The organism is Pseudomonas sp. WT-JTC (assembly GCF_056711565.1).
In genome coordinates, this window is record NZ_CM160042.1 from 2,896,663 (window position 1) to 2,920,763 (window position 24,101).

Here is a 24,101-nt window from a genome sequence, read left to right on the forward strand (position 1 = left end):
AAATTACCGACCATGACCGAGTATTCAAGATGACCTACACCCCGCATTTCCCCCTCTCCGCCGTGGTCGGCGCCGACGATTTGAAGCTGGCCCTGTACTTGACCGCCATCGACCCGAAAATCGGCGGTGTACTGATCGAAGGCCCGCGGGGCATGGCCAAGTCGACCCTGGCCCGCGGTCTGGCGGACCTGCTGGCCAGCGGTCAGTTCGTCACATTGCCCTTGGGTGCCACCGAGGAACGCCTGGTCGGTACCCTCGATCTCGACGTGGCGCTGGGCGAAGGTCGCGCGCAGTTTTCGCCCGGCGTACTGGCCAGGGCTGACGGCGGCGTGCTTTACGTCGACGAGGTCAATCTGTTGCCTGATCACCTCGTTGACCTGCTGCTCGATGTGGCCGCCAGCGGCACCAATCTGGTCGAGCGTGATGGCATTTCCCATCGGCACTCGGCGAAGTTCGTGCTGATTGGCACCATGAACCCGGAGGAGGGTGAACTGCGTCCGCAACTGCTCGACCGCTTCGGCTTGAACGTCGCCCTGAGTGGCCAAACAGCTCCGACAGAACGAGGCCAGATCATTCGCCGTCGCCTGGATTTCGACAGCGATCCGCAAGCTTTCTGCGTCGAATGGGAATCGGCGCAGGCGTCTCTGCGCGAACGTTGCCAGAACGCACGCAACGCCCTGGCAAGCATTCCCCTCGACGACCAGGCGCTGGCATGTATCACTGAACGTTGCTTTGCCGCCGGCGTCGATGGCTTGCGCGCCGATCTGGTCTGGCTGCGTGCCGCACGGGCTCACGCCGCCTGGCGCGGGGCAAACGCTATCGCCGAACAAGATATCGACGCAGTCGCCGAGTTCGCTTTGCGCCATCGCCGTCGCGAGCATTCGGCGCCGACGTCTCAGGAATCCCACGCGCCGCAATCCACTGCACCGCAGAACGCCAACCCGAGCGAAGGGCAGGGCCAGTGGGGCGAATTGCCTGCCCAGGCGCTGGCGGTCGGCGCCCGACGTGAAGTGCCGAGCTGGCCAAAAAAGCCCTAGGCATTCGCCCTCGCTCCGACGCGGGGGCGAATGCCAGACCTCGAGCCGGGCGGCTGGACCACGGCAAACTGGGCAAACGTCACGCAGCCCGCAGTGGTTCGGTCAACTGGCCCGGCACATTGCTCAATGGCCGGCCGCGTCAGCGCGACGATCTGTTGTTTCACCTGCGTACTCGCTCGCCCCATGAACTGTGGCTGGTGATCGTTGATGCCTCCGCATCGACCCGCCGTCATCAGGCATTGAGCGATGCCAAGGGCTTGCTGGCGCAACTGTTCGACGATGCCTATCGCCAGCGTGCACGCCTGGCCCTGCTCACGGCCAGCGGTTCTGCGCCCAAGTGGCAGGTGCAGGGCTTCAAGGCTTTCACGGGGCTGCGCCATTGGCTCGATGGCCTTGGCGCGGGTGGCGGCACGCCGTTGCTGGCGGCATTGAGCGAAGCAGGGCGATGGCTTGGCGCACGGCAAAAGCGCTTTCCGGCAGAGCAGCAGCGGTTGTTGTTGGTGACCGATGGCCGGCTGAAGGACTGGCCGCTGCTGCCGACGCTGGAATGTCCGGGGCTGTTGATCGACATCGAGCGCGGGCCGATCCGGCTTGGGCGCAGCAAGTTGCTGGCTGCGCAGTTGCAGGCTGAGTATCGGCACATTGACGAGCTGATTCCTGGCTGAGATCTGTTTCGCCTGTACTGGCCTCATCGCGGGCAAGCCCGCTCCCACAGGTTATTTGCCTTGCCTGAAACATTCGGTAGATGCCAAACCTTGTGGGAGCGGGCTTGCCCGCGAAAGCGGTGGGTCAGTCACCATCCATTTCGGATTACTTGCCCATCGCCTGCCTGTACTGCCGGGTACGCTTGCCAATGTACAGCTGGTCGAGAATCAACGCCCATAGCGCCGAGACTTCAGGCCGGGTTTTGCGCCCACGGCTCAAGCGATGCAGCTGGAACTTGACCACTGCCATGCTCGCCAGCGCTGCCAGGGGTTTACGCTTCCAGCGGATCGGCGGCAGTTGCGGATGGCTGTTCTGGCCTTCGCGCCAGTGTTTGACCAATTGCGGTTCCACGGCCAGGGCGGTGCCGATGCCGGCCATGGCGAGGCCGCTGTCGAGGACCTGTTCGACGATTGCCAGACGCCGGATTCCGCCGGTCACCATCACCGGCATCCGCGCCACGCTGGCCAGTTCACCGGCCATTTCCAGAAAGTACGCCTCCCGTGCCAGGGTCCGGCCGTCGCGCGCTTCGCCCTGCATGGCCGGTGCTTCGTAACTGCCACCGGAGAGTTCCAGCAGGTCGATCGGTTGTTCGTTAAGCCACTGGATCACTTGCCGTGCATCATCGGCATCGAAACCACCGCGCTGGAAATCCGCTGAGTTGAGTTTTACCGATACACAGAATTGCGGCGACACCGCCTGGCGAACCGCCTCGACAACGGACAACAGCAGGCGCGCACGATTTTCCAGCGAACCGCCCCAATGATCGGTGCGCCGATTGGTGATCGGCGAAAGGAACTGGCTGATCAGGTAGCCATGGGCGGCGTGGATCTGCACACCGGTAAAGCCGGCTTTCTCCGCCAGTGCGGCGCTGGTGGCGAAGCGCCGGATCACCTCCTGGATGTCGTCCTCGCTCATGGGCTTGGGTTCGGCGAACATCTTCGAGAACTGGCCGAGATCCAGTGCAACCGCCGACGGCGCCAGAGCTTGCTGGCCAAGATTGGCCATGGTCTGGCGGCCAGGATGGTTGAGCTGCATCCAGAAGTGCGCACCGCCAGCCCGGCCGACAGTGGCCCACTGGCGAAAACGTTCCAGATGACGCTCGTCCTCCAGCGCTACACCACCGGGTCCGGTCATTGCACGGCGGTCGATCATTACATTGCCGGTCAGCAGCAAGCCGGCCTCGCCCTCGGCCCAGGCCTGGTACAGGCGAAACAGCGCCTGGTCGGGCACCTGATCGGTGTTGGCGAGGTTCTCTTCCATCGCGGCTTTGGCAATGCGATTACCGATGGTCTGGCCGTTGGGCAAATTCAAGGTTTGGAAGGGCGACATGCTTGACTCCTCGTAGTGATGAGCAGAGGCTAAGCTTAAAGTTAACTTTAATGTCAAGCAGGTAAATGAGATCCGTATGAAGATTGGTGAATTGGCACAGTTGAGCGGGCTGACCGCCTCGCGCATCCGTTTTTACGAGTCTCAGGGATTGATCCGGCAGGTCGAGCGTTCTGCCAACGGTTATCGGCGTTACTCGCAACAGGCGTTGCAAACCCTGCAAATCATCCAGTGTGCGCAACAAGCCGGTTTCAGCCTGGAGGAACTCAAGCAGTTACTGCCGGATAATCTGACGGGCGCGTTCAAGCACGATGAGTTGATGGCCGGCCTGCATCGCAAGATCGAGCAGATCGAAGAGATGCAACGGCACCTGGCCCATAGCAAGGCACAGTTGCTGGGCTGGATCGACACCATCCAGGCCCGGCCCGAAGGCATGAGTTGCGATGAAAATGCGGAACGGGTGATGACGTCATTCAAGCACTAGGTCGGGTCGGGATACGGGAGCGAGCCTGCTCGCGATTGGGTGGATCAGTTCATTGATGAAACGAATACCGACCCTTGCCCGTATGTTTTGACGCTTACAGGGCTTCATCGGCCTTGACCAGCGCCTGGTTCAGGGTGTCACCATCGAGTACCCGGGCCAGGCCGATGCTGATGGTTTTGTACATCGCCGACCTTGCTGTTGTGCTGGTTATCGAGGATCACCTTGCCCCACGGACGGTAGCGCAGGGAGAAAACCGATGTCAGGTGGCAACCCGGCGATGTCGATTGGGGGGGCATCGGTTCGGCGCGGAACGGTTGCCCGGCAGTGCTGACTTGCCGGAAGGCTTCCCTGACGATGCCAATGGAGCAGGGCAGAGCATTGGCGTAGCCGTTGCGAATCAAGAGTGGCAAACGTCCGGTGCCGGCGCCGTCCTGCCACCACACCTGAATTCCGGCGTTCGCCATTTCGCCCAGCCACTGACCATTGACTGGCGGCGCGAGTTTGCCGACGTTGAATACGCTGATGTGCAGCGGCGCGTCGAGTTTGCCGGAAAAGTCCTTGAGCTGGCGTTGCAGCGTTTGCCGGCGATCCAGCGGCAGAAAGTGCAGGTCATCCAGTTCCATGGGCAAATACCAGCCGCTGACCGGGAGTTTCCAGTCTTTGCGCAATTTCTGCTGTTGGGTCAGGGACTGCCCCAGCTGCGTCTGCCAGTACATTGCCAACCCGGCGCTGTCCAATTCATCGATGCGCTGGTAGTAGGCCGGGTCCATGCGCAGTCCCAGCACCAGTTTCAGGCCTTGGGCCTGGGCCAGTTTCAGGCTGTCGGCGAGCCAGCCGTTGGCACCGCCGAAGTCCGAATCACCGTAGGCCGTCCACTGCACGATCACCGTGTGCGCACCTTGGCGGGCGGTGTCTTGCCAGATTTGCTGCCATTGCGCCTGGCTCAGGTTGGCATCGACATTGAGTGGCTGATAGAAAATCCGCTCGTCAGCATGGCTCGCCACACCCCCCAGTAACAGGCAAAAAACCAAAAGAAATCGCCTCATCAGAAATTCAACTCCACGCCCACCAGCACACCGTTACCGCCTTCATACAGATTGCCGCCCAGCCATTGCTGATATTCGGTGCGCACCGACAGGTGTGCGCGATAGGCGTTGTAGTGGTCATCGTTGAACCACCATTGCCAACGCAAGCCCAACCCTGTGCGCAAGTCCTGGCGCCATTCGTTGCTCGGGTCCTGGGTGGCGAACTCGAGAAAACCGTACGGCATGAGGGTTTGCGCGCCGTTGAACGGCAGCTTCCAGGTGTGTCCCTGCTGGAAGCGTGACAGCCATTGATGCTCGCCGGCCTTGGTCCACCATGCCGCGTCAAGGTAGAGGAAGCGCTCTTCCCAATCGCTTTCATCGACCCGCCAATCGTTGCGCAATCGCCCCTGATCAAGGAACGACGCTGTTGTACGCAGCAGATAATCGGTGGTGGTGTGGCCGTCCTGACGATGATCGCTGACCTGATCGGAGAGTTTTTCCGGAACCAGCATTTGCCCAAGGCTCAGGCCGTGGTTGTCTTCAGCATCGAACTGGCTTTGTTTGTAGATCTCGCCGTAGAAGTTGATGTTGGCGGTGCCCCAGGGCTTGTAGCGCAGACCGACGCCGGTGCCGAGGGATTCGGCATAGCTTGACCGGCCCACACCACCGAGCAATACACGGCCGTAGACCGACAACGTGCTGCCGGCGCGGCTGGGTTCCTCGCCCAGCGCGTGGTCCCACATGGCCAGTTGCACGTTCTGCGAGCTGGAGCGGCGTTGCGTGCCGGTGCTGTCGTCGGGGCGCAGGATGTCGTTGGTCGATACCCCGGCCGGTGACCAGGTGCTGGCGATGGTGACGGAGTCGCGACGGGACAGGCTTTCGTGGGCGCGGCGCTGGCGATAGCGACGCGCTTGCATGCTGCCATCCTCGTCATCGGTGGCTACCGGGTTCTGTTCCAGGTCGATCACCCGACGCAGTTCCTTGCGCGCCGAGGCGCTGTCTTCGACCTCGTCATAACGCCAGGCCAGGGTTTCGCCAAGGTGATAGTCCTCCGGGAAGTCCCGGGTGGCGCGTTGCAGGTACGGGATGGCTCGGGCGCGTTCTGCCTGGGTCCCGGCACCGGCCAGGCGCACGCCGTAGTCGGCGCGATAACGGGGGTTGTCCGGGGCGCGGCGCACGGCCTCGGCCAGCCATTCGGTACTTTGTTGCAGGTCGCCGGCCTTTTGCGCCGTGACCGAGGCCGCATAGAAATGCTCGGCATCCGGTACCAGCTGCAGGGCGGAACGCTGACGCTGTAGCGCGAGAGTGTGATCGCCCCGGGCATCGGCGATCGCCGCGCCCAACGCCCACTCATTGGCGCTGCGGGTGAGGCTTTGTTGCCAGTAGTGTTCGGCCGTTTGCGTGTCGCCGATGCTGAGGGCACCGCGGCTGGCAGTTAGGCGGGCATTGTCGCTGAGTTCGGCGTCCGGAAAACTGCGCCAGATGGCCAGGGCACCCGCCGAGTCTCCGCCAGCTTCCAGGGCGTAAGCCAGTGGCAAGCGACTGTTTTGGTCGCCCATTTTTTCGGCGGTCTGGTAATACACCACCGCTTCACCGGGGCGCTCGGGCATTGCACAACGGCCGAGGGCGCGGTAGTCGCCCGCGGCTTGCGGGAGATCGCCAATCGCCTGTTGAACAGCGTCGCACTGGCCGTTTTCCGCCAGTTGCGCGAGCAGTTGCCCGCGAGTGACGGGGTCGACGCGGTTGAGCAACGAAACGATGCGTTGCTGTTGTGCCGCGGTCGGCGTCGACGCGGCATATAACCCCGCCAACCGTTGTAGCAGGGCTGTTGGCAGCTTGCCGCCGTGATGGTCGTAGGCCGTTTCGAGTAACTGTTGCGCCTGTTCCCGTTGGCCGGCATTCAGCGCCAGATAGGTCGCCTGACCGAGCGAATCGAGGTTGCCGGTCTGCTGATAATGCCGCTCCCAGAAAGTCGCCGCTTCGCGGTTTCGACCCGAGGCCTGGAGCAGTTCGGCACGACGTTTCACCACGTCGGCGGTCTGCGGCTGGCCGGCGAGGTAGGCCATGATTTTGTCGCTGCGGCCCTCATTGTGCCAGACGTCGAGCAGGCGTTCGCGGCGGCGCGAGTCCCAGGGTTCCGGCAGGCGTGTCGCTTGCAACAGTTCGGTGGCTTGCAGGCGCTGGGCAAGGATCAGCCAGGTCTGCGGGTTTTCTTCGGGTTGGCAACTGTTCAGTTGGACGAGCGCAGCTTGTGGGTCGTGGCGGGACAACCACTCGGCCGTCTCAAGGCACGGACGCTGCAACTCGCCACTCAAGCGTTGCACCGTGGCGCTGTCGCCGGTCTGTCGCGCCAGTTCCCACAGGCGCTGGCGTTGCGCCGGATCGGCAAGGTCGGCAGGTGACAGCGACTGCATCCAGCGCTGCGCCTGCTGGACGTGGCCCGTGGCAATCGCCCGGTCGACCATGGCCAGTCGAACCTTGCGCGCCGCTTCCGGGCCAGGCGCTGTCTGCAGCAATTGCTGCAGGGGTTGCTCGTCGAGGCGTTGCACGTAGGCATTGGCCAGGCGTTGCCAGCCTTGATCATCGAGTTGTTGATTCGCGGCCAGGGGCGCCAGCTCTTTGATGGTGCCGTCCCAGTCGTGCAACTGTTCGGACCAATTGGCACGCGCCAGATGCAGAAGGCGCGCGTCACCTTTGGGCGGCAGTTGCGCCAGCCAGTCATGGGCTTTGGCCGCGCCGCCGTACCTGGCCAGGCTCAGGCTGTAGGCCTGCCACAAACGGATGCGCTGAGTGATGTCGCTGCTGGCGATCCACTGTTCCACCTGTTCGCTATCCGGCGGATCCTGTTCTATCCAAGTCAGGCGCAGGTTGAGCAGGGCGTCGCTGTTGGCCGGATTGTCGGGCAGTGCCTGCACGGCGTCGTTGTAGCGTCGCTGTTTGACCAGCGATTGCACGAGCAGGGCCCGCGCTTCATCGTTTTCCGGCACGTTGCTCAGCAGGTGGCGCATCAGCCGTTCGACTTCCTTCCAGTTGCCGTTTTTCGCTTCGCGGTAACTGCGGTCCATATAGGGGTAACTGCGGAAGCGATCGAAATCGGTCAAGGGTTCGGCTTGCACCCATGCCGTCGTGTTCAGGCAGAGCAACAGGCTACCGGCCATCAGGGTCTGACGATGGACAGGCTTCATGCAGCCTCCCGGGCAATGCAGTAGGCAGCGTGCTGCTCGCTCGTCTGATCGGCCAGGGCCTGTTCGAGGATTTCCTGTGTGATCATGCCGCGTTCAATCAAGTGTTCACCCAGAGACATTTTTTCCGCATCGAAATCGATCAGCGCCTGATTGAACAGGGTTGGCGGCACCATGCCACGTACTTGCAACAGATTGCCCAGCAACACTTGGTGATGGCTGACGCGCTCGATCAGGTCTTCGTCGTCCTGATGTTGCTCGAGCACCTCAAGCATCTGATGTACTTCCTCGCTTTGACGAGGGCTGGCGTACCAGTAGCGGATCCCCAGCGTAACCCGGCCTTGTGGTGCGAGGCGGCACCGCACCGGGCGTTTCAGTTGACGGCTGATGGCCCCCAGAGACACTTGGCTCACGGGACCTTCGGACGCCAACACCAGGGTTTCGTTGTCCTCGGCGACCGGCAGCACGCCGTAGTGCGTGGCGATTTTGCGTGTCACGGCGTCGATCAGGCGTTTGTCGAGCTTGAACGGATTGAGTGGGGCCCACTCAAGGTCCAGTTGTTCGGCCAGGGTTTGCACCAGTTGCGTGGTGTCGATGTGTCCGCGCAGCAGCAGTTCCTGACCCAGGCGCCGGCGTACCGGGTTGGTGATTGCGGCTTCGAGCTGATCTTCAGAGAGCAGGCCTTTTTCCACTAGTCGATGGCCCAGCGGGGTGCGTTGGGCCTCGGCCAGGGCCGGAAACTCATGAGTGGTCTTGTCCCAGGCGACGCGACGTGAATCGCCCATTTGCATCACCTGGCGCAGCGCCCGGAGGTTGGCGAAGAAGTTGACGAAATTGCTCCACATCATCCGGGGGGCCGACAGCAGTCCTTCGCCCAGACCGTAATAACGGGTGACAAACCATCCGCGCTGAAACAGCCGATTGAGCAGCATGAAGCCGTTGAGCCACAGCAGGGTCACCAACAACGTGGAGTCTGAGAGGATCGACGGGAACCGCCAGGCATTCGGCGTGATCACGGTGACCAGCCACATCGCCAGCAATACCACTAGCAGGATGTTCACCAGGAAACTCAACAGGTACGCAATCAGGCCACGGCGGTCACGCCACAGAAAATAATTGAGCAGGCCCTTGGGGCTCCAACCGAGGTTCTTGGTGCCCTGGAACACGATGCCAACGATCCATCGTGACTTCTGGCGGATCGCGTGCCGCAAATCCCGGGGGAAATGCTCGCGCACGCAGATCACCTGGGAAAACGCACGGTCCATCCCGAATACCCATGGCTGTTCCAGCGCCAGTTTCGGGTCGGTCACTGAGTAACGGGCGAAGATGCACTTCATGCCTTTTTGCTTGAGGCGAAAGCCGATGTCGTAGTCTTCGGTAAGACTCTGCACGTCGAAGGCAATACCGTCACCGTCCTCGAGCAGGGCAATGATGGCCTTGCGGCTGAAACAGGTGCCGACCCCGGCGCTGGGCACTTGCCCGGTCAATGCCTCGCGCACGATGACGTCCTTGCCGTGGTTCTCGGCGAACTCGTCGACGTAGTGCCCGGCGGTGAAGCCTTTCCATTCCGGGGCGTAGGGGTAGACCGGAATCTGGATCAGATCCTTGGCCGGCAGCAGGTAGTTGAACAGACGCAATTCCATGGGCGAAATCACGTCCTCGGCATCATGCAGGATGAAGCCGGCGAACTGGATTTTCGCAGCGTTTTCAAAGCGCAGGATCGCGTCGATCACGTTGTTCAGGCAGTCAGCCTTGCTGGTCGGGCCGGGGCGCGCGCACACCACTTTGTGCACGTTGGGGTAGTGCAGGCACACCGCATCGACGTCGGCCTGGGTCTCGGCGTCGTTGGGGTAGGTGCCGACGAAAATCTGATAGTTCTCGTAGTCGATGGTCGAGGCGGCCAGGCGCGCCATTTCGCCGACCACGCCGACTTCGTTCCACGCCGGCACCATGATCGCCAGGGGTTTTTCGCCGATGGAATACAGCCGTTGCTCATCGGCGCGTTCGAATTTTTCATAGATCCGCCAGCGCCGGATCAGTTTGCGGGTCCAGTACACCAGGTCGATGAACAGATCATCGAGCCCAAGTATGAACATCAGCAGGGCCAGGATAATCGCGAGGTATTTGAGTCCGAACAACGCATAGGCAAAGAAGTCGACAAAAGCCAGGCTCATATGGCTTTACCCACCGCCGCACGGTGTTTCAGCCAGATGCCGAGGCGATTGGCAATGCGCTCGCTGGCGTGTCCGTCGCCATAAGGACTATGGACTCGGCTCATGCGCTGGAAGGTCGCGTGATCATCGAACAACAGGCTCGATTCCTTGACGATACGATCGGTGTCGGTGCCCACCAGCACCACCGTTCCGCCTTCAAGCGCCAATGGCCGCTCCGTGACATCGCGCAGCACCAACAGCGGTTTGCCAATGGCGGGGGCTTCCTCCTGGATGCCACCGGAATCGGTAAGAATGAAATACGCGCGGTCCATCAGCCAGACGAAATGCTGGTAATCCTGCGGCGCCACCAGATAGATATTGGGTTTGTCCGATAGCACGCTGTACACCGCGCTTTGCACCTGTGGATTGAGGTGCACCGGGTAAACGAATTGCACATCGGGATATCGTTCGGCGAGGGTGGCCAGGGCCAGGCAGATGTTGCGAAAACCGCCGCCGAAGTTCTCCCGGCGATGCCCGGTGATCAGCACCATGCGCCTGTTGTCGTCGAGCACGGCCAGCGGCGAGTCGGCGGCCGGGTGCCAGTGGATTTCCTGTTGGTGATTGCGCATCCATACCAGCGCATCAATCACCGTGTTACCGGTGACCTCAATGTTGGCCTTGGACACACCTTCGCGCAGCAAATTGTCTTCGTTATTGAGGGTCGGCACGAAATGCAGGTCGGCGATGACACCGGTCAGGCGCCGGTTCGCTTCCTCCGGCCAGGGTGCGCGCAAGTTGCCGGTACGCAACCCGGCCTCGACATGGCCGATGGGCAACTGGCGATTGAAGGCGGCGAGGGCGGCAATGAAGCTGGTGGTGGTGTCGCCGTGTACCAGCACGATATCCGGTTGCACCCGCTCGTAGGCTTTGTCGAGCTGCCCCAGCAGCTGTTCGGAGAGGCCGTTGAGGGTCTGGCCCTGGGTCATCACCTGCAAGTCTTCATCGACCGTCAGTTCAAACGAGTCGAGGACCTGCTTGAGCATTTCCCGGTGCTGGCCGGTGGAGCAGATGTTCAGGTCGATTCCGGGCCAGTTACGCAAGACCCGCGCCAGCGGTGCCATCTTGATAGCCTCCGGACGCGTGCCGAAAACCATCATGACTTTGAAGGACATGAACCTCTCCTGGGACTGCACACGCCGAAGCGACGCGGCTGTTGAGACCGATTATCACTGGAGCATTGAATAAAGCAGCCGGACGGGGGGTTGTCCAATGAGCGGCAGCGACTGGCAAATGTCCTGCCGTTTGCAGGGACTGCCCTGAGTTGGCTCATGGCGCGCCAGGTTGTGAACCAGATACCCGCCCTTTGTAGCCAACGGTAGCGGTCGGGGTTCTGTGCATTTGGTAGCGTTTTTTCCTGATTGTACGCATCCCCCTGATTCAAAACAAATTTCAATCCCCCTCACATTCCCTCCACATCCTGTGGCACACTTTCTGCTGTCTATTCCGTTGTTACATACCAAGTTCCGGTATAGCGGAATAAACATCACCCTGGAGTGCTTGCCATGCATCGCCGACCTTCGTTATTCAAAGCGTGTGTTTTTCTTTTCGCGGCATCCGCCGCTGCCATGGGCGTGGCTCAGGCGGCGGACAGTAAGCTCGACAGTGTTCTGGCCCGCGGCAAACTGATTGTAGGCACCGGCAGTACCAATGCGCCTTGGCACTTCCAGGGCGCGGATGGCAAGTTGCAAGGCTTTGATATTGATATCGGGCGCATGGTGGCCAAGGGGTTGTTCAACGATCCGGACAAAGTCGAGTTCGTGGTGCAGTCGTCCGACGCGCGTATCCCCAACCTGCTGACTGACAAAGTCGACATGAGCTGCCAGTTCATCACTGTGACGGCCAGCCGTGCCCAGCAAGTGGCGTTCACCCTGCCGTACTACCGCGAAGGCGTCGGCCTGCTGCTGCCGGCCAACAGCAAGTACAAGGAAATCGACGACATGCAGGCCGCTGGCAGTGGCCTGACCGTGGCGGTGCTGCAAAACGTCTATGCCGAAGAACTGGTGCATCAGGCGCTGCCCAAGGCCAAGGTCGATCAGTACGACAGCGTGGACCTGATGTATCAGGCCGTGAACTCCGGCCGCGCCGACGCGGCGGCCACCGACCAGTCTTCGGTGAAATACCTGATGGTGCAGAACCCTGGCCGATATCGCAGCCCGGCTTACGCCTGGAGCCCGCAGACCTATGCGTGCGCGGTCAAGCGCGGCGACCAGGACTGGCTGAACTTCGTCAACACCACACTGCATGAGGCCATGACCGGCGTTGAGTTCCCGACTTACGCGGCATCGTTCAAGCAGTGGTTCGGTGTCGATCTGCCTTCGCCGGCGATTGGCTTTCCCGTCGAATTCAAATGACTCCGTGAGAGTGGGGCGCCGCCGAGCGCCCCGCTCAAGGTACTGCTGACCATGAACTATCAGTTGAATTTTGCCGCCGTCTGGCGCGATTTCGACACCTTGCTGGCGGGGCTCGGTCTGGGCCTCGAACTGGCCCTGGTGTCGATCGCCATCGGCTGCGTGATTGGCCTGATGATGGCGTTTGCTTTGCTGTCGAAGCACCGCGCATTGCGGGTGCTGGCGTCGGTGTATGTCACGGTGATCCGTAATACGCCGATCCTGGTGTTGATTCTGTTGATCTACTTTGCGTTGCCGAGCCTGGGCATTCGTCTGGACAAGATTCCATCGTTCATCATCACCCTGTCGCTGTATGCCGGGGCCTACCTGACCGAAGTGTTCCGCGGCGGTCTGCTGAGCATTCCCAAGGGCCAGCGTGAAGCCGGCCTGGCCATTGGCCTCGGCGAATGGCAGGTCAAGGCCTACGTCACCGTGCCGGTGATGCTGCGCAATGTGTTGCCGGCGCTGTCGAACAACTTCATTTCGCTGTTCAAGGACACCTCGCTGGCGGCGGCAATCGCCGTACCGGAGCTGACCTATTACGCGCGCAAGATCAATGTCGAAAGCTACCGGGTGATTGAAACCTGGCTGGTGACCACGGCGCTCTATGTGGCGGCCTGTTACCTCATTGCCATGATGCTGCGTTACCTCGAGCAGCGTCTGGCGATTCGCCGATAGGAGGCTCCATGTACGAATCCCCCAGTTGGTTGCATGAGTTGTGGGTGGCGCGCGAAGTGCTGTGGCAAGGCTTTGTGACCAGTGTCCAGGTGTCGGTGCTGGCGATTTTGCTCGGCACGCTCGTTGGCGTCGTCGCCGGTCTGGTACTGACCTACGGCAAATTCTGGATGCGCGCACCGTTTCGTTTTTATGTCGATGTGATTCGCGGCACGCCAGTGTTCGTGCTGGTGTTGGCGTGCTTCTACATGGCGCCGGCACTCGGCTGGCAGATCAGCGCGTTCCAGGCTGGTGCACTGGGGTTGACGCTGTTCTGCGGCTCCCACGTCGCCGAGATCGTGCGCGGTGCGTTGCAGGCCTTGCCGCGCGGGCAAATGGAGGCGAGCAAGGCCATCGGCCTGACGTTCTTCCAGGCCCTCGGGTACGTGCTGTTGCCCCAGGCGTTGCGGCAGATCCTGCCGACCTGGGTCAATTCGTCTACCGAGATCGTCAAGGCCTCGACCCTGTTGTCGGTGATCGGTGTGGCGGAATTGCTGCTCAGTACCCAGCAGATCATTGCCCGGACCTTCATGACCCTGGAGTTTTACCTGTTCGCCGGTTTCCTGTTCTTCGTCATCAACTACGGCATCGAGTTACTCGGCCGGCACATTGAAAAGCGGGTGGCTTTGCCATGACTCAGACTCAATCCAATGCACAAAACGGCCAACCGCTGCTGGACATTCGCGGCCTGCACAAGCGCTACGACCAGCTCGAAGTGCTCAAGGGCGTCGACCTGACCATGCAGCGCGGCAACGTGGTGACACTGATCGGCTCCAGCGGCTCGGGCAAGACCACGCTGCTGCGCTGCGTGAACATGCTTGAAGAATTCCAGGGCGGGCAGATCCTGCTTGACGGTGAATCCATCGGTTATGACGAGGTCAACGGCAAACGCATTCGCCACCCGGAAAAGGTCATTGCCCGTCATCGCGCCATGACCGGCATGGCGTTCCAGCAGTTCAACCTGTTTCCGCACCTGACCGCGTTGCAGAACGTCACCCTGGGACTGCTCAAGGTCAAGAAGCTGCACAAGGACGAGGCGGTGGCCCTGGCCGAGAAATGGCTGGAGCGTGTCGGCCTGCTGGAACGGCGCGATCACTTTCCTGGTCAGTTGTCTGGCGGTCAGCAGCAGCGCGTGGCGATAGCCCGGGCGATTGCAATGAACCCGAGCCTGATGCTGTTCGACGAAGTGACCTCAGCGCTGGACCCGGAGCTGGTCAGCGAAGTGCTCAATGTGATCAAGGGCCTGGCGGATGATGGCATGACCATGCTGTTGGTGACCCACGAAATGCGCTTCGCCTTCGAGGTGTCGGACAAGATCGTTTTCATGAATCAGGGGCGAATCGAAGAGCAGGGGCCACCCAAGGACCTGTTCGAACGCCCGCAATCGCCACGACTGGCGGAATTCCTCAAAAGCACACGTTTTTGATCCTTTGATTTCAATCAGGAGAAACACCCATGAGCATTACTCGTTACGGCACCGGCAGCTCCGCCGCTGGCGACACGCCTCGTCCTTTCGCCCGCGCCGTTGAAGCCGACGGCTGGTTGCACGTCTCCGGCCAGGTGCCGGCGGTGGATGGCGAGATCATTGTTGGCGGCATCGTCGAACAGACCCACCAGGCCATGAAGAACCTGATCGCGATTCTCGAAGAGGCCGGTTTCGGCCTGGAAGATGTGGTGCGTGCTGGTGTGTGGCTGGAGGATCCGCGGGATTTCACCAGTTTCAACAAGGTCTTCTCCGAGTACTTCAAGCCCGAACATGCCCCGGCCCGTGCCTGCGTGCAGGCGAACATGATGGTCGACTGCAAGGTCGAGATCGACTGCATTGCGTACAAGAAAAAGGCCTGAACCGAGGTGGCTTCATCGCTGGCAAGCCAGCTCCTACAGGTAAACTCCCGGCACTTTGAATGGGAACCACTGAAATGACCGAAGACACCATCAAGCGCCGGGCACGCGGTCTGGACCGGGCGTTCGATATCCTCGATTTCCTCAAGGAGATCGGCCAGCCCCTGCGCCCGAACGACATCGCCAACGGCATCGGCAGCCCCAAATCCACGGTCTACGAACTGGTGGCCTCGCTACTGGAACGGCGGATCCTGGAGCCGGTGGGCAAGGACGGTCATGTCTACCTCGGTCGTCAGTTGTACTTTCTCGGCCAGGCGCATTTGCGCCATTTCGACCTCACCCGCGAGGCCGATCACGCCTTGCAGGAAATCGTCAGCCAGACCCGTGAAACGGCGCAGATGTGCCTGCTCAACGGGCGCAAATACACCGTTGCGCTGATGAAGGAGGGGGAACGGCATTTCCGCATTTCCTCGGACATCGGCGAAAACGCGCCCATCCCCTGGACCGCATCCGGGCGCCTGTTGCTGGCGCACTTGAGCGACCAGGAAATCGTCGACCTGATCGACCACGACGACTTCATCCTGCCCGACGGCGAGCGTCTGCCGCTTGAGCAGTTCCTCAAGGAAATCCGTCAGGCCGGTATCGATGGTTTCTTTTCTTTCGATAGCGTCGCCGACACCTTTACCCATTGCTTCGCCGCGCCGGTCAAAGACCCCGGCGGCGTGGCCATCGCGACCCTGTGCATCGTCGCCCCCAGGGCCGATGCCAGGAACAACTACAACGAATATCGCCGGGTGCTGATCGAAAGCGCCAACAGCCTGGCCCGTCGCATCAACGAATAACAGCGGCTGCCTGCGGCCGCGTGAACGAGGAGTTCGACCATGTCTACTGCCCCCAATACAGCCAACGTGGATAAAGGCGCAGCCCCGATCGGTGCCAGCCTGGTGCGTGACGTCAGCCTGCCCGCGCTGGTACTGCACCGCGAGGCGCTGGAGCACAACATCCGCTGGATGCAGGCGTTCGTCAGTCACAGCGGTGCAGAGCTGGCGCCCCATGGCAAGACCAGCATGACCCCGGCATTGTTCCGTCGCCAACTGGACGCCGGTGCCTGGGGCATCACCCTGGCCAGTGCCACACAAACCCGTGCGGCCTACGCCCATGGCGTGAGTCGTGTGCTGATGGCCAACCAGTTGGTCGGCACACCGAACATGGCGCTGATCGCCGACCTGTTGATCGATCCGACGTTCGACTTCTATTGCATGGTCGACCATCCGGACAACGTCGCCGATCTCGGCACCTATTTCGCCTCCCGGGGCGTGCGCCTCAACGTCATGATCGAATACGGCGTGGTCGGTGGTCGATGCGGTTGTCGCAGTGAGCAGGAGGTGCTGGATCTGGCCAAGGCCATCGCCGCACAACCGGCCCTGGCCCTGACCGGGATCGAAGGCTACGAAGGGGTGATTCATGGCGATCATGCCGTGACCGGTATTCGCGATTTCGCCGCGTCACTGGTGCGTCTGGCGGTGCAGTTGCAGGACAGCGGCGCGTTCGCCATTGCCAAGCCGATCATTACGGCATCGGGCTCGGCCTGGTACGACCTGATTGCCGAGTCCTTCGAAGCGCAGAACGCTGGTGGACGTTTCCTCAGCGTGTTGCGTCCCGGCAGTTATGTGGCTCACGATCATGGCATCTACAAGGAAGCTCAGTGCTGTGTGCTCGACCGGCGCAGCGACCTGCACGAAGGCCTGCGTCCGGCGCTGGAAGTGTGGGCGCACGTGCAGTCGTTGCCCGAACCCGGGTTTGCGGTGATTGCCCTGGGTAAACGCGACGTGGCCTATGACGCCGGTTTGCCGGTGCCGTTGCTGCGTTACAAGGCTGGCGTGGTGCCAGCTGTTGGCGATGATGTGAGTGCCTGCAAAGTCACCGCTGTGATGGACCAGCATGCGTTCATGACCGTGGCGCCTGGGGTTGATCTGCGGGTGGGCGACATCATTTCGTTCGGCACTTCGCACCCGTGCCTGACGTTCGACAAGTGGCGCATCGGCTGTCTGGTGGATGAGCAACTGAACGTCATCGAGACCATGGAAACCTGTTTCTAAGGCTTGAGAACGAGGCGCTCCGTTCGCGAGCAAGCCCGCTCCCACAGGGTTTTGTGTACACCGAAGATCCAATGTGGGAGCGGGCTTGCTCGCGAAGAGGCCCTACCAGACAAAAAGAGAAATCCGCGTATGAACACCATCAACACCCTCGGCCCCGACACCCCACGCATCGCCCTGATCGGCGAGTGCATGATCGAGTTGCAGCATCGCGCCGACGGCAGCCTGCAACAGAGCTTCGGTGGCGACACCTTGAACACGGCGGTGTACCTGTCCCGGGAACTGGGGGCGAACGGCATCGTGGACTACGTCACCGCCTTGGGCGATGACAGTTTCAGCGATGCGATGTGCCGCAGTTGGGCGGCGGAAAACATCGGGCTCGGCATGGTTCAGCGCTTGCCCGGGCGTCTGCCGGGTTTGTATTGCATCCAGACTGACGCGGCGGGTGAGCGGCGCTTCCTGTACTGGCGCAATGAAGCGGCGGTTCGCGATTGCTTCACTACGCCGGCCGCCGAGCCGATCCTGGCGGCGCTGCCGGATTATGACGTGCTGTACTTCAGCGGCATCACCCTGGCGGTGCTCGGCGAGCAAGGCCGGGGAAAACTGCTGGAAACCCTGATCGAAGCGCGCCAGCGTGATGCGCGAATCGTGTTCGACAACAACTACCGGCCACGGCTGTGGGCCTCGGTCGAGGACGCCCGGGCGGCGTATCGCCGAGTGCTGGCGTATGTCGACCTGGCGTTGCTGACAGTGGATGACGAACAGGCGTTGTTCGGTTATGCCGATTGTGACGCGGTGTTTGCCGCGTATGAGCAGATCGGTACGCCGGAGGTGGTGCTCAAGCGCGGTGCTGAAGCGTGCCTGATTCGTTGTACGGGCGAGTCGTTCGAGGTGCCGGCGCAGAAAGTCGAGCGGGTGGTGGACACCACGGCGGCGGGGGATTCGTTCAGTGCGGCGTATCTGGCCTCGCGGCTGAAGGGTGGGAGTCCGGTGGAGGCGGCTGAAGCGGGACATCGGTTGGCGAGCCGGGTGATTCAGCTGCCGGGGGCGTTGATTCCGAAGTAAGCGTTGAATGGCCGCTGGCTGCGCCATCGGTTCGCGAGCAAGCCCGCTCCCACATGGATCCTCAGTGTTCACACGACCTGTGGGAGCGGGCTTGCTCGCGAAGAGGCCCTCAAGCCAAATGCATCAATCCCGGTAGAACACCTGCACCAGGTGATACCCGAACTTGCTCTTGATCGGCCCATGGACCACCCGCAGCGGCTTCTTGAAGATCACCGCGTCGATCACGCCGACCATCTGCCCCGGCCGCACTTCGCCGAGGTCACCGCCGCGCTTGCCCGATGGGCAGGTCGAATACTTCTTGGCCAGCACATCAAACGCTTCACCCTTGGCGATGCGTTGTTTGAGCTGCTCGGCTTCTTCCGAGGTTTTCACCAGAATATGGCGGGCTTGAGCTTTCATGTGGCGGTTACCTTGCAACGGTGGTGGCTATGTGGATGCCAGCGGGGGCGCGCGATTATGCCCCAACTCAGTCCGGTTGACCGATCATCGTGCGAATCTTGTTGGCCAGCAGGTCGATGGAAAACGGTTTGCTCACCATGTCCATGCCTTCTTCGAGGAAACCCTGGCGCTCGGCGGCGATCTCCGCGTAACCGGTCATGAACAGCACTTTCAGTCCGGGGCGATGCTGGCGGGCGATTTCTGCCAGTTGTCGGCCGTTCATGCCGGGCAATCCCACGTCGGTCACCAGCAGGTCCACCCGCAGGTCTGACTCCAGTACCGGCAGGGCGCCCCTGGCATCTTCGGCTTCATGGGCGCGATAACCGAGCTCCTTGAGCAGGTCCAGTACCAGCATGCGTACCGCCGCATCGTCCTCGACCAGCATCACGGTTTCGCCGGCAATCGCCGCCGGTGCCTCGCCGACGACGGGTGACAGGACCTTTTCCGGCTCGATCGAGTGCAGGCGCGGCAGGTACAAGCGCACGCTGGTGCCCCGACCGGGCAGGCTGAACAGACTGACGTGGCCCCCCGATTGCTGGGCGAAGCCGTAAATCATCGACAAGCCCAATCCGGTGCCCTGGCCGATGGGTTTGGTGGTGAAGAACGGGTCGAATGCCTTGGCCAGCACCGAGGGCGTCATGCCGGTGCCGTTGTCACTGACGGCAATCATCACGTAGTCACCGGCCTTGACCGGTTCCAGGGTCGTGAGGTCACTGCCGTCGAGGTACACGTTGGCCGTTTCGATCTGCAACTCACCGCCCTCGTGCATGGCGTCCCGGGCGTTGATCACCAGGTTGAGCAAGGCGTTTTCCAGCTGGCTGACATCGGTGTTGACCCGCCAGACGTTCTCGGCCAATTGCAGTTTGAGTTCGATGTGGTCGCCCTTGGTGCGACTGAGCAGCTCTTCGAGCGAATGAATCAGCTCGTTGGGATTCAGCGGCTTGCGGTTGAGCGATTGACGCCGAGAGAATGCCAGCAAGCGATGGGTGAGCGCGGCGGCACGGTTGGCCGAAGACACGGCCGCCTCGGTGAATCGGCCGATCTCGCTGAAACGCCCGTCGGCGATGTAGCGTTGCATCAGGTCGAGGCTGCCAATGATACCGGTGAGCATGTTGTTGAAGTCATGGGCGATGCCGCCGGTCAGCTGGCCGACCGCTTCCATTTTCTGGGCGTGGCGCAAGGCGTCTTCGGCGCGCTCACGCTCGAACATCTCGTTTTGCAAACGCTCGTTGGCCTCGGCCAGTTGCCGGGTGCGGGCGGCAACCCGTTCCTCAAGGGTTTCGTTCAGGTTGCGCAAGGCTTCTTCGGTCTTTTTGCGTTCGGTTTCGTCGATCACGAAGATGTAGAAGCCGTTCACCGCGCCGTCCGCACCGTGGCGTGGCAGGTAATTCATCAAGGCCTGGCGGATGCTGCCGTCGCGGTGTGGCGTGCTGATGCTGAAACAGCAGGGCCGGCCGGACAGCGCCTCGGTGATGTACGGGGCGCGCAGCGCATAGGCTTCTTCGCCGAGCACTTCAAGAATGGTTCGCCCGTAAAGCTCTTGCGGCGTCAGCCCGTACCAGTCGAGGTACGCCGAATTGTTCAGGCGAAAGCGTTCTTCGCGGTCGACGTAGCTGATCAGGATCGGCATGGCGTTGATGATCAGTTGCAACTCAGTTTGGCTTTGGCGCAGAGCCTGTTCGGTATGTTTGCGTTCGGTCAGGTCCAGGGCGGCGCCGAGGAAACGGGTCGGCCGGCCGTGGTGATCCTTGTAACAGCGACCGCGGGCAAACACCCAGCGCATCTGGCCGTCGGATTGCAGCAGGCGATATTCCTCGGCGTATTCGCTGCCGTGGGTGATGCAATGCTTGATGCTGCGGGCGATCAGGGCACGGTCTTGCGGATGTACGCCATGCAGGTACTCACTGATCGGCAACTGGTTGGCCATGGCCGGGTCGATGCCGTGCAACTGGGCAAAATGCGCATCGGCGATGAAACGGTCCTCGCTGATGTCCCAGTCCCAGGTACCGACCGCATCGGTGGCGGCGAGGGCCAGTTGCAGGCGCTCCTCGGTTTCACGTTGGGCCTTGAGGCTGGCCGCCGAGCGCTGTTCGAGCTCGAGGGCGATGCGCCGGCGTTCGTTGGTTTCGATGGCGGTGACCAGAATCCCGGCCACCTCGGCACTTTCGTCGCGGATCGGGCTGTAGGTCAGGTCGAGCCAGAAGTCGGACTCCCGCCCGTCACGTTGCAGGGTAAAGCGTTGTTCGCTGTAGGTTCGCACCTGACCCTGCAGGACGGCGCGGTAAATCGGGTCGGTAAAGTCTTTCAACTCAGGCCAGATCAGGTGTGCCGGTTGTCCGAAAGCATGTGGATGTTTGTTTCCGGCGAGCAGGGCGAAGCCGTCGTTGTAGATCTGCGTCAGTTGCGGGCCCCAAAGCAGCAGCATCGGCATCGGTGAGTGAATGACGATGTCCACGGCGGTTCGCAGGCTCTGTGGCCAGGTGCTGGCAGCGCCCAGCGGACTGTTTGCCCAGTCGAGCCGGGCTATCAGGGCCTGGGCATCACTGCCGGTCGGTATTGCGTTCATCAAGGAGTCCTGCGCCTGAGTCGCTTTATCTGGCAACCATTCTTGCACAGGTTGTTGTAGGAGCGAGCCCGCTCGCGATGGTCGTCAACGATTACGCTGGTTGCCAGGTGCCCCGCGGCGCTCTCGGGTTTATCGCGAGCAAGCTCGCTCCTACAGGTAACCATATTTCAATCCAGGAGTTCGGGTCTGTTCCGGTACTGCTCCAGCGCTTCGGGATTGGCCAGCGCATCGGTGTTCTTCACCTTCTGCCCATGCACCACATTACGCACCGCCAGCTCAACGACTTTGCCACTGATGGTCCGGGGAATGTCGGTGACCGCGACGATTTTCGCCGGTACATGACGCGGCGTGGTGTTGGCGCGAATCGTCTGGCGGATCTGCTGTTGCAATGCCTCGTCCAGTTCGAGCCCTTCGCGCAGCTTTACGAACAGCACCACCCGCACGTCATCCTGCCATTGTTGACCGATGGCCACGCTGTCGAGCACCTGTGGGATTTTTTCCACCTGGCGATAGATTTCCGCCGTGCCGATGCGCACGCCGCCGGGGTTGAGCACGGCATCCGAGCGGCCGTGGATCATCATCCCGCCATGGGGCAGTTGTTCGGCGTAGTCACCCTGGGCCCAGACGCCGGGGAACAGACTGAAATAGGATTTGCGCAGCTTTTCGCCATCGGCATCGTTCCACAGGCCAACGGGAATTGCCGGGAAGTGGCGGGTGCACACCAGTTCGCCTTTTTCGCCGATCACCGGTTGGCCGGCGTCGTTCCACACTTCGACGGCCATGCCCAGGCTCTTGCCCATGATTTCGCCACGCCGCACTGGCGACACAGGGTTGCCGTTGACGAAGCACGAGACGATGTCGGTGCCGCCGGACATCGAGGCCAGGCACACGTCAGCCTTGAAGTCGCGATAAACGAAGTCGTAACTCTGCGGCGACAGCGCCGAGCCGGTGCAAAGCAAGGTCTTGAGGCTGCCCAGGTCATGACTTTCACGCGGCTTGATGCCGCTGCTTTCCAGGGTCGCGAGAAATTTCGGGCTGGTGCCAAAGACATTGATGGACTCGTCGTCGATCAGGTCGATCAAGCGTTGCGGGTCGGGATGGAACGGCGAGCCGTCATACAGCACCACGGAGCTGCCTGTCGCCAACGCCGACACCAGCCAGTTCCACATCATCCAGCCGCAGGTGGTGTAGTAGAACAGGCGTTCGCCGGGGCCGAGATCACAATGCAAGCCGTGTTCCTTGACGTGTTGCAGGAGTACGCCGCCGGTGCTGTGGATGATGCATTTGGGTACGCCGGTGGTGCCGCTGGAGTAGAGGATGTACAGCGGGTGGGCGAAGGGCACCGGGACGAAATCCGGTTCGCCGCCGGGCTCGTAGAAATCGTCCCACAGCGTCACGTTGGCCGGGGTGCGGAAATGTTCGATCCGCGTATGCGGCCGCCCATACGGCAGGATGATCAACTGCTGCAACGACGGCAGGCGTTCGAGGATTTCGTTGACCTTGGCGGTCTGGTCGATCTCCTTGCCGGCATAGCGATAACCGGCGCAGGTCACCAGCACTTTCGGTTCGATCTGGCCGAAGCGGTCAACCACCCCTTGAGTGCCGAAGTCCGGTGAAGAACAGGACCAGACCGCGCCAAGACTAGTGGTGGCGAGCATCGCCACCAGGGTTTGCCAGGTGTTGGGCATGCAGGCGGCGACCCGGTCACCCACACCGACGCCGGCGGCGATCAAACCGTTCTGAAAACCGGCAACCTGTTCTGCCAGTTCGGCCCAGGTCAGGTGTTCGCGTTGACCGTTTTCCCCGATGGCGACCACGGCCACCGCATCGTCGCGACGCAGCAGCAAGTGTTCGGCAAAGTTCAGGGTCGCGCCGGGAAACCACTGGGCGCTGGGCATCTCAGGGCCTTCGAGCAGCACGGTGTCGGGTTGTTCATGAAAACGAATGTCGAAGAAATCGACGATCGCCTGCCAGAAGTCGGGACGTTGCTCGATGGACCATTGGTGCAGGGCAGGGTAGTCGTCAATCTTGAGGTGATACCGCTGATTGACGAAGCGCCGGAAAGCCTCCATGCGCGTCTTGCCAATGCGTTTGGCGTCGGGTTGCCAGAGGATGTCGGACATGGTTTGCCTCTTCTTATGTCTGTAGATCCATTCGCGAGCAAGCCCGCTCCCACATGGAAATGCGATCCCCTGTGGGAGCGGGCTTGCTCGCGAAGAACGATAACGCGGTCCATCGGCCAGTTACTGCGCCAGCCACCCACCATCCACATTCCACGCCGCGCCACGCACCTGGCTGCCGGCATCGCTGCACAGGAACAGCACCAGTTCACCCAGTTGCGGCGGCGTCACAAACTCCAGCGATGGCTGCTTCTCGGCGAGCAAATCGTGCTGCGCCTGCTGCAGATCGACTCCACTGGCGGCACGATCGTCGATCTGCTTTTGCACCAGTGGCGTCAGTACCCAGCCCGGGCAGATCGCGTTGCAGGTGACCTGGGTGGTCGCGGTTTCCAGGGCGACCACTTTGGTCAGGCCGATCACCCCATGCTTGGCCGCGACATAGGCTGACTTGCCCACCGAGCCGACCAGACCATGCACCGAGGCGATGTTGATCACCCGGCCCCAACCCTTGGCGCGCATGCCCGGCAGACTCAAACGGGTGCTGTGGAACACCGACGACAGGTTGATGGCAATGATCGAATCCCAGCGTTCCACCGGAAACTCATCCACCGCTGCCACGTGTTGAATACCAGCATTATTGACCAGAATGTCGACGCCGCCGAACTCGCGATCGGCGTAGGCGATCATGTCGGCAATTTGCGCCGGATCGCTGACATCGGCCGGGTGATGGCCGACCTTGCCGCCGAACTGTTGCACCTCGGCGATCACGCTGGAGGCATCGCCGAAGCCGTTGAGGATCAGGTTGGCCCCGGCCTTGGCCAGGCTGAGGGCAATCCCCAGGCCGATGCCGCTGGTGGAGCCGGTGACCAGTGCGGTCTTGCCCGAAAGAGTCGTCATGAAT

Annotated in this window: 20 protein-coding genes; 11 read left to right on the forward strand and 9 right to left on the reverse strand. The window is 61.5% G+C overall.

The window, feature by feature from the left end:
- Positions 1-29 precede the first annotated feature (29 nt).
- Positions 30-1,037: a magnesium chelatase ATPase subunit I gene (locus AC06G5_RS13305; protein WP_413423528.1), complete on the forward strand. Its 1,008-nt coding sequence runs from the start codon at positions 30-32 to the stop codon at positions 1,035-1,037.
- A gap of 119 nt (positions 1,038-1,156) precedes the next feature.
- Positions 1,157-1,702, forward strand: coding sequence for a vWA domain-containing protein (locus AC06G5_RS13310; protein WP_413423526.1), 546 nt, complete (start codon positions 1,157-1,159; stop codon positions 1,700-1,702).
- Between the two features lie 145 nt (positions 1,703-1,847).
- Here the strand turns inward: AC06G5_RS13310 and AC06G5_RS13315 are convergent, their stop codons facing one another.
- Positions 1,848-3,071: an NADH:flavin oxidoreductase/NADH oxidase family protein gene (locus AC06G5_RS13315; RefSeq protein WP_413423524.1), complete on the reverse strand. Its 1,224-nt coding sequence runs from the start codon at positions 3,069-3,071 to the stop codon at positions 1,848-1,850.
- 76 nt (positions 3,072-3,147) lie between these two features.
- On the opposite strand from AC06G5_RS13315, the gene AC06G5_RS13320 reads away from it, so the two are divergent.
- Positions 3,148-3,552 carry a MerR family transcriptional regulator gene (locus AC06G5_RS13320; RefSeq protein WP_413423522.1) on the forward strand — a complete coding sequence of 135 codons (405 nt, stop codon included), beginning with the start codon at positions 3,148-3,150 and terminating at the stop codon, positions 3,550-3,552.
- Positions 3,553-3,689: 137 nt separating this feature from the next.
- On the opposite strand, the gene AC06G5_RS13325 is transcribed toward AC06G5_RS13320, so the two are convergent.
- Genes AC06G5_RS13325 through wecB form a run of 4 tightly spaced genes read right to left on the reverse strand, consistent with a single transcriptional unit; the run spans position 3,690 to position 11,084 of the window.
- Positions 3,690-4,598, reverse strand: coding sequence for a DUF4434 family protein (locus AC06G5_RS13325; protein WP_413423520.1), 909 nt, complete (start codon positions 4,596-4,598; stop codon positions 3,690-3,692).
- A complete protein-coding gene (locus AC06G5_RS13330; protein ID WP_480459650.1) occupies positions 4,598-7,762 on the reverse strand; it encodes an NfrA family protein in 3,165 nt (1,054 codons plus the stop codon). The genes AC06G5_RS13325 and AC06G5_RS13330 overlap by 1 nt, the downstream gene beginning before the upstream one ends.
- Complete coding sequence (gene nfrB / locus AC06G5_RS13335) at positions 7,759-9,933, reverse strand: cyclic di-3',5'-guanylate-activated glycosyltransferase NfrB (protein ID WP_480459653.1); 2,175 nt, start codon at positions 9,931-9,933, stop codon at positions 7,759-7,761. Before nfrB ends, AC06G5_RS13330 begins: the two co-directional genes overlap by 4 nt.
- Positions 9,930-11,084 (reverse strand): non-hydrolyzing UDP-N-acetylglucosamine 2-epimerase, encoded by a 1,155-nt coding sequence (wecB, locus tag AC06G5_RS13340; RefSeq protein ID WP_413705017.1) that lies wholly within the window; start codon positions 11,082-11,084, stop codon positions 9,930-9,932. Before wecB ends, nfrB begins: the two co-directional genes overlap by 4 nt.
- Before the next feature lie 390 nt (positions 11,085-11,474).
- Between wecB and AC06G5_RS13345 the strand changes: the two genes are divergently transcribed.
- The 8 genes from AC06G5_RS13345 to AC06G5_RS13380 all read left to right on the forward strand — a co-directional run bounded on the left by AC06G5_RS13345 (position 11,475) and on the right by AC06G5_RS13380 (position 18,076).
- Positions 11,475-12,323 carry a transporter substrate-binding domain-containing protein gene (locus AC06G5_RS13345; protein ID WP_480459654.1) on the forward strand — a complete coding sequence of 283 codons (849 nt, stop codon included), beginning with the start codon at positions 11,475-11,477 and terminating at the stop codon, positions 12,321-12,323.
- A 51-nt stretch (positions 12,324-12,374) separates the two neighbouring features.
- Complete coding sequence (locus AC06G5_RS13350; protein WP_008015908.1) at positions 12,375-13,037, forward strand: amino acid ABC transporter permease; 663 nt, start codon at positions 12,375-12,377, stop codon at positions 13,035-13,037.
- Positions 13,038-13,045: 8 nt separating this feature from the next.
- Complete coding sequence (locus tag AC06G5_RS13355; RefSeq protein WP_413423510.1) at positions 13,046-13,708, forward strand: amino acid ABC transporter permease; 663 nt, start codon at positions 13,046-13,048, stop codon at positions 13,706-13,708.
- Positions 13,705-14,499, forward strand: a complete 795-nt coding sequence (locus tag AC06G5_RS13360; RefSeq protein ID WP_413423508.1) for an amino acid ABC transporter ATP-binding protein — start codon at positions 13,705-13,707, stop codon at positions 14,497-14,499. Before AC06G5_RS13355 ends, AC06G5_RS13360 begins: the two co-directional genes overlap by 4 nt.
- A gap of 29 nt (positions 14,500-14,528) precedes the next feature.
- Complete coding sequence (locus tag AC06G5_RS13365; RefSeq protein WP_480459657.1) at positions 14,529-14,918, forward strand: RidA family protein; 390 nt, start codon at positions 14,529-14,531, stop codon at positions 14,916-14,918.
- 74 nt (positions 14,919-14,992) lie between these two features.
- Positions 14,993-15,757, forward strand: coding sequence for an IclR family transcriptional regulator (locus AC06G5_RS13370; RefSeq protein ID WP_413423504.1), 765 nt, complete (start codon positions 14,993-14,995; stop codon positions 15,755-15,757).
- Between the two features lie 39 nt (positions 15,758-15,796).
- Positions 15,797-17,014 carry an amino acid deaminase gene (locus AC06G5_RS13375; protein ID WP_480459658.1) on the forward strand — a complete coding sequence of 406 codons (1,218 nt, stop codon included), beginning with the start codon at positions 15,797-15,799 and terminating at the stop codon, positions 17,012-17,014.
- Positions 17,015-17,143: 129 nt separating this feature from the next.
- The gene (locus AC06G5_RS13380; protein ID WP_413423500.1) at positions 17,144-18,076 is read left to right on the forward strand and encodes a sugar kinase; all 933 of its coding nucleotides are present in this window, start codon (positions 17,144-17,146) and stop codon (positions 18,074-18,076) included.
- 123 nt (positions 18,077-18,199) lie between these two features.
- On the opposite strand, the gene AC06G5_RS13385 is transcribed toward AC06G5_RS13380, so the two are convergent.
- From AC06G5_RS13385 to AC06G5_RS13400, 4 genes are all read right to left on the reverse strand, one after another.
- Positions 18,200-18,475 carry a peptidylprolyl isomerase gene (locus AC06G5_RS13385; RefSeq protein ID WP_007898282.1) on the reverse strand — a complete coding sequence of 92 codons (276 nt, stop codon included), beginning with the start codon at positions 18,473-18,475 and terminating at the stop codon, positions 18,200-18,202.
- 67 nt (positions 18,476-18,542) lie between these two features.
- On the reverse strand, positions 18,543-21,080 hold the full coding sequence (locus AC06G5_RS13390; protein WP_413423498.1) for a PAS domain-containing hybrid sensor histidine kinase/response regulator: 2,538 nt from the start codon (positions 21,078-21,080) through the stop codon (positions 18,543-18,545).
- Between the two features lie 167 nt (positions 21,081-21,247).
- Positions 21,248-23,203 (reverse strand): acetoacetate--CoA ligase, encoded by a 1,956-nt coding sequence (locus AC06G5_RS13395; RefSeq protein WP_413423496.1) that lies wholly within the window; start codon positions 23,201-23,203, stop codon positions 21,248-21,250.
- Positions 23,204-23,323: 120 nt separating this feature from the next.
- Positions 23,324-24,097, reverse strand: coding sequence for a 3-hydroxybutyrate dehydrogenase (locus AC06G5_RS13400; protein ID WP_413705013.1), 774 nt, complete (start codon positions 24,095-24,097; stop codon positions 23,324-23,326).
- Positions 24,098-24,101 lie beyond the last annotated feature (4 nt).

Bases quoted from the DNA above. Each gene is read 5' to 3' on its own strand.
- AC06G5_RS13400 (WP_413705013.1), bottom strand. From the start codon at position 24,097: ATGACGACTCTTTCGGGCAAGACCGCACTGGTCACCGGCTCCACCAGC.
- AC06G5_RS13395 (WP_413423496.1), bottom strand. From the start codon at position 23,203: ATGTCCGACATCCTCTGGCAACCCGACGCCAAACGCATTGGCAAGACG.
- AC06G5_RS13325 (WP_413423520.1), bottom strand. From the start codon at position 4,598: ATGAGGCGATTTCTTTTGGTTTTTTGCCTGTTACTGGGGGGTGTGGCG.
- AC06G5_RS13380 (WP_413423500.1), top strand. From the start codon at position 17,144: ATGAACACCATCAACACCCTCGGCCCCGACACCCCACGCATCGCCCTG.
- AC06G5_RS13305 (WP_413423528.1), top strand. From the start codon at position 30: ATGACCTACACCCCGCATTTCCCCCTCTCCGCCGTGGTCGGCGCCGAC.
- AC06G5_RS13330 (WP_480459650.1), bottom strand. From the start codon at position 7,762: ATGAAGCCTGTCCATCGTCAGACCCTGATGGCCGGTAGCCTGTTGCTC.
- AC06G5_RS13315 (WP_413423524.1), bottom strand. From the start codon at position 3,071: ATGTCGCCCTTCCAAACCTTGAATTTGCCCAACGGCCAGACCATCGGT.
- AC06G5_RS13390 (WP_413423498.1), bottom strand. From the start codon at position 21,080: ATGAACGCAATACCGACCGGCAGTGATGCCCAGGCCCTGATAGCCCGG.
- AC06G5_RS13320 (WP_413423522.1), top strand. From the start codon at position 3,148: ATGAAGATTGGTGAATTGGCACAGTTGAGCGGGCTGACCGCCTCGCGC.
- AC06G5_RS13370 (WP_413423504.1), top strand. From the start codon at position 14,993: ATGACCGAAGACACCATCAAGCGCCGGGCACGCGGTCTGGACCGGGCG.
- nfrB (WP_480459653.1), bottom strand. From the start codon at position 9,933: ATGAGCCTGGCTTTTGTCGACTTCTTTGCCTATGCGTTGTTCGGACTC.
- wecB (WP_413705017.1), bottom strand. From the start codon at position 11,084: ATGTCCTTCAAAGTCATGATGGTTTTCGGCACGCGTCCGGAGGCTATC.
- AC06G5_RS13345 (WP_480459654.1), top strand. From the start codon at position 11,475: ATGCATCGCCGACCTTCGTTATTCAAAGCGTGTGTTTTTCTTTTCGCG.
- AC06G5_RS13375 (WP_480459658.1), top strand. From the start codon at position 15,797: ATGTCTACTGCCCCCAATACAGCCAACGTGGATAAAGGCGCAGCCCCG.
- AC06G5_RS13385 (WP_007898282.1), bottom strand. From the start codon at position 18,475: ATGAAAGCTCAAGCCCGCCATATTCTGGTGAAAACCTCGGAAGAAGCC.
- AC06G5_RS13365 (WP_480459657.1), top strand. From the start codon at position 14,529: ATGAGCATTACTCGTTACGGCACCGGCAGCTCCGCCGCTGGCGACACG.
- AC06G5_RS13355 (WP_413423510.1), top strand. From the start codon at position 13,046: ATGTACGAATCCCCCAGTTGGTTGCATGAGTTGTGGGTGGCGCGCGAA.
- AC06G5_RS13350 (WP_008015908.1), top strand. From the start codon at position 12,375: ATGAACTATCAGTTGAATTTTGCCGCCGTCTGGCGCGATTTCGACACC.
- AC06G5_RS13360 (WP_413423508.1), top strand. From the start codon at position 13,705: ATGACTCAGACTCAATCCAATGCACAAAACGGCCAACCGCTGCTGGAC.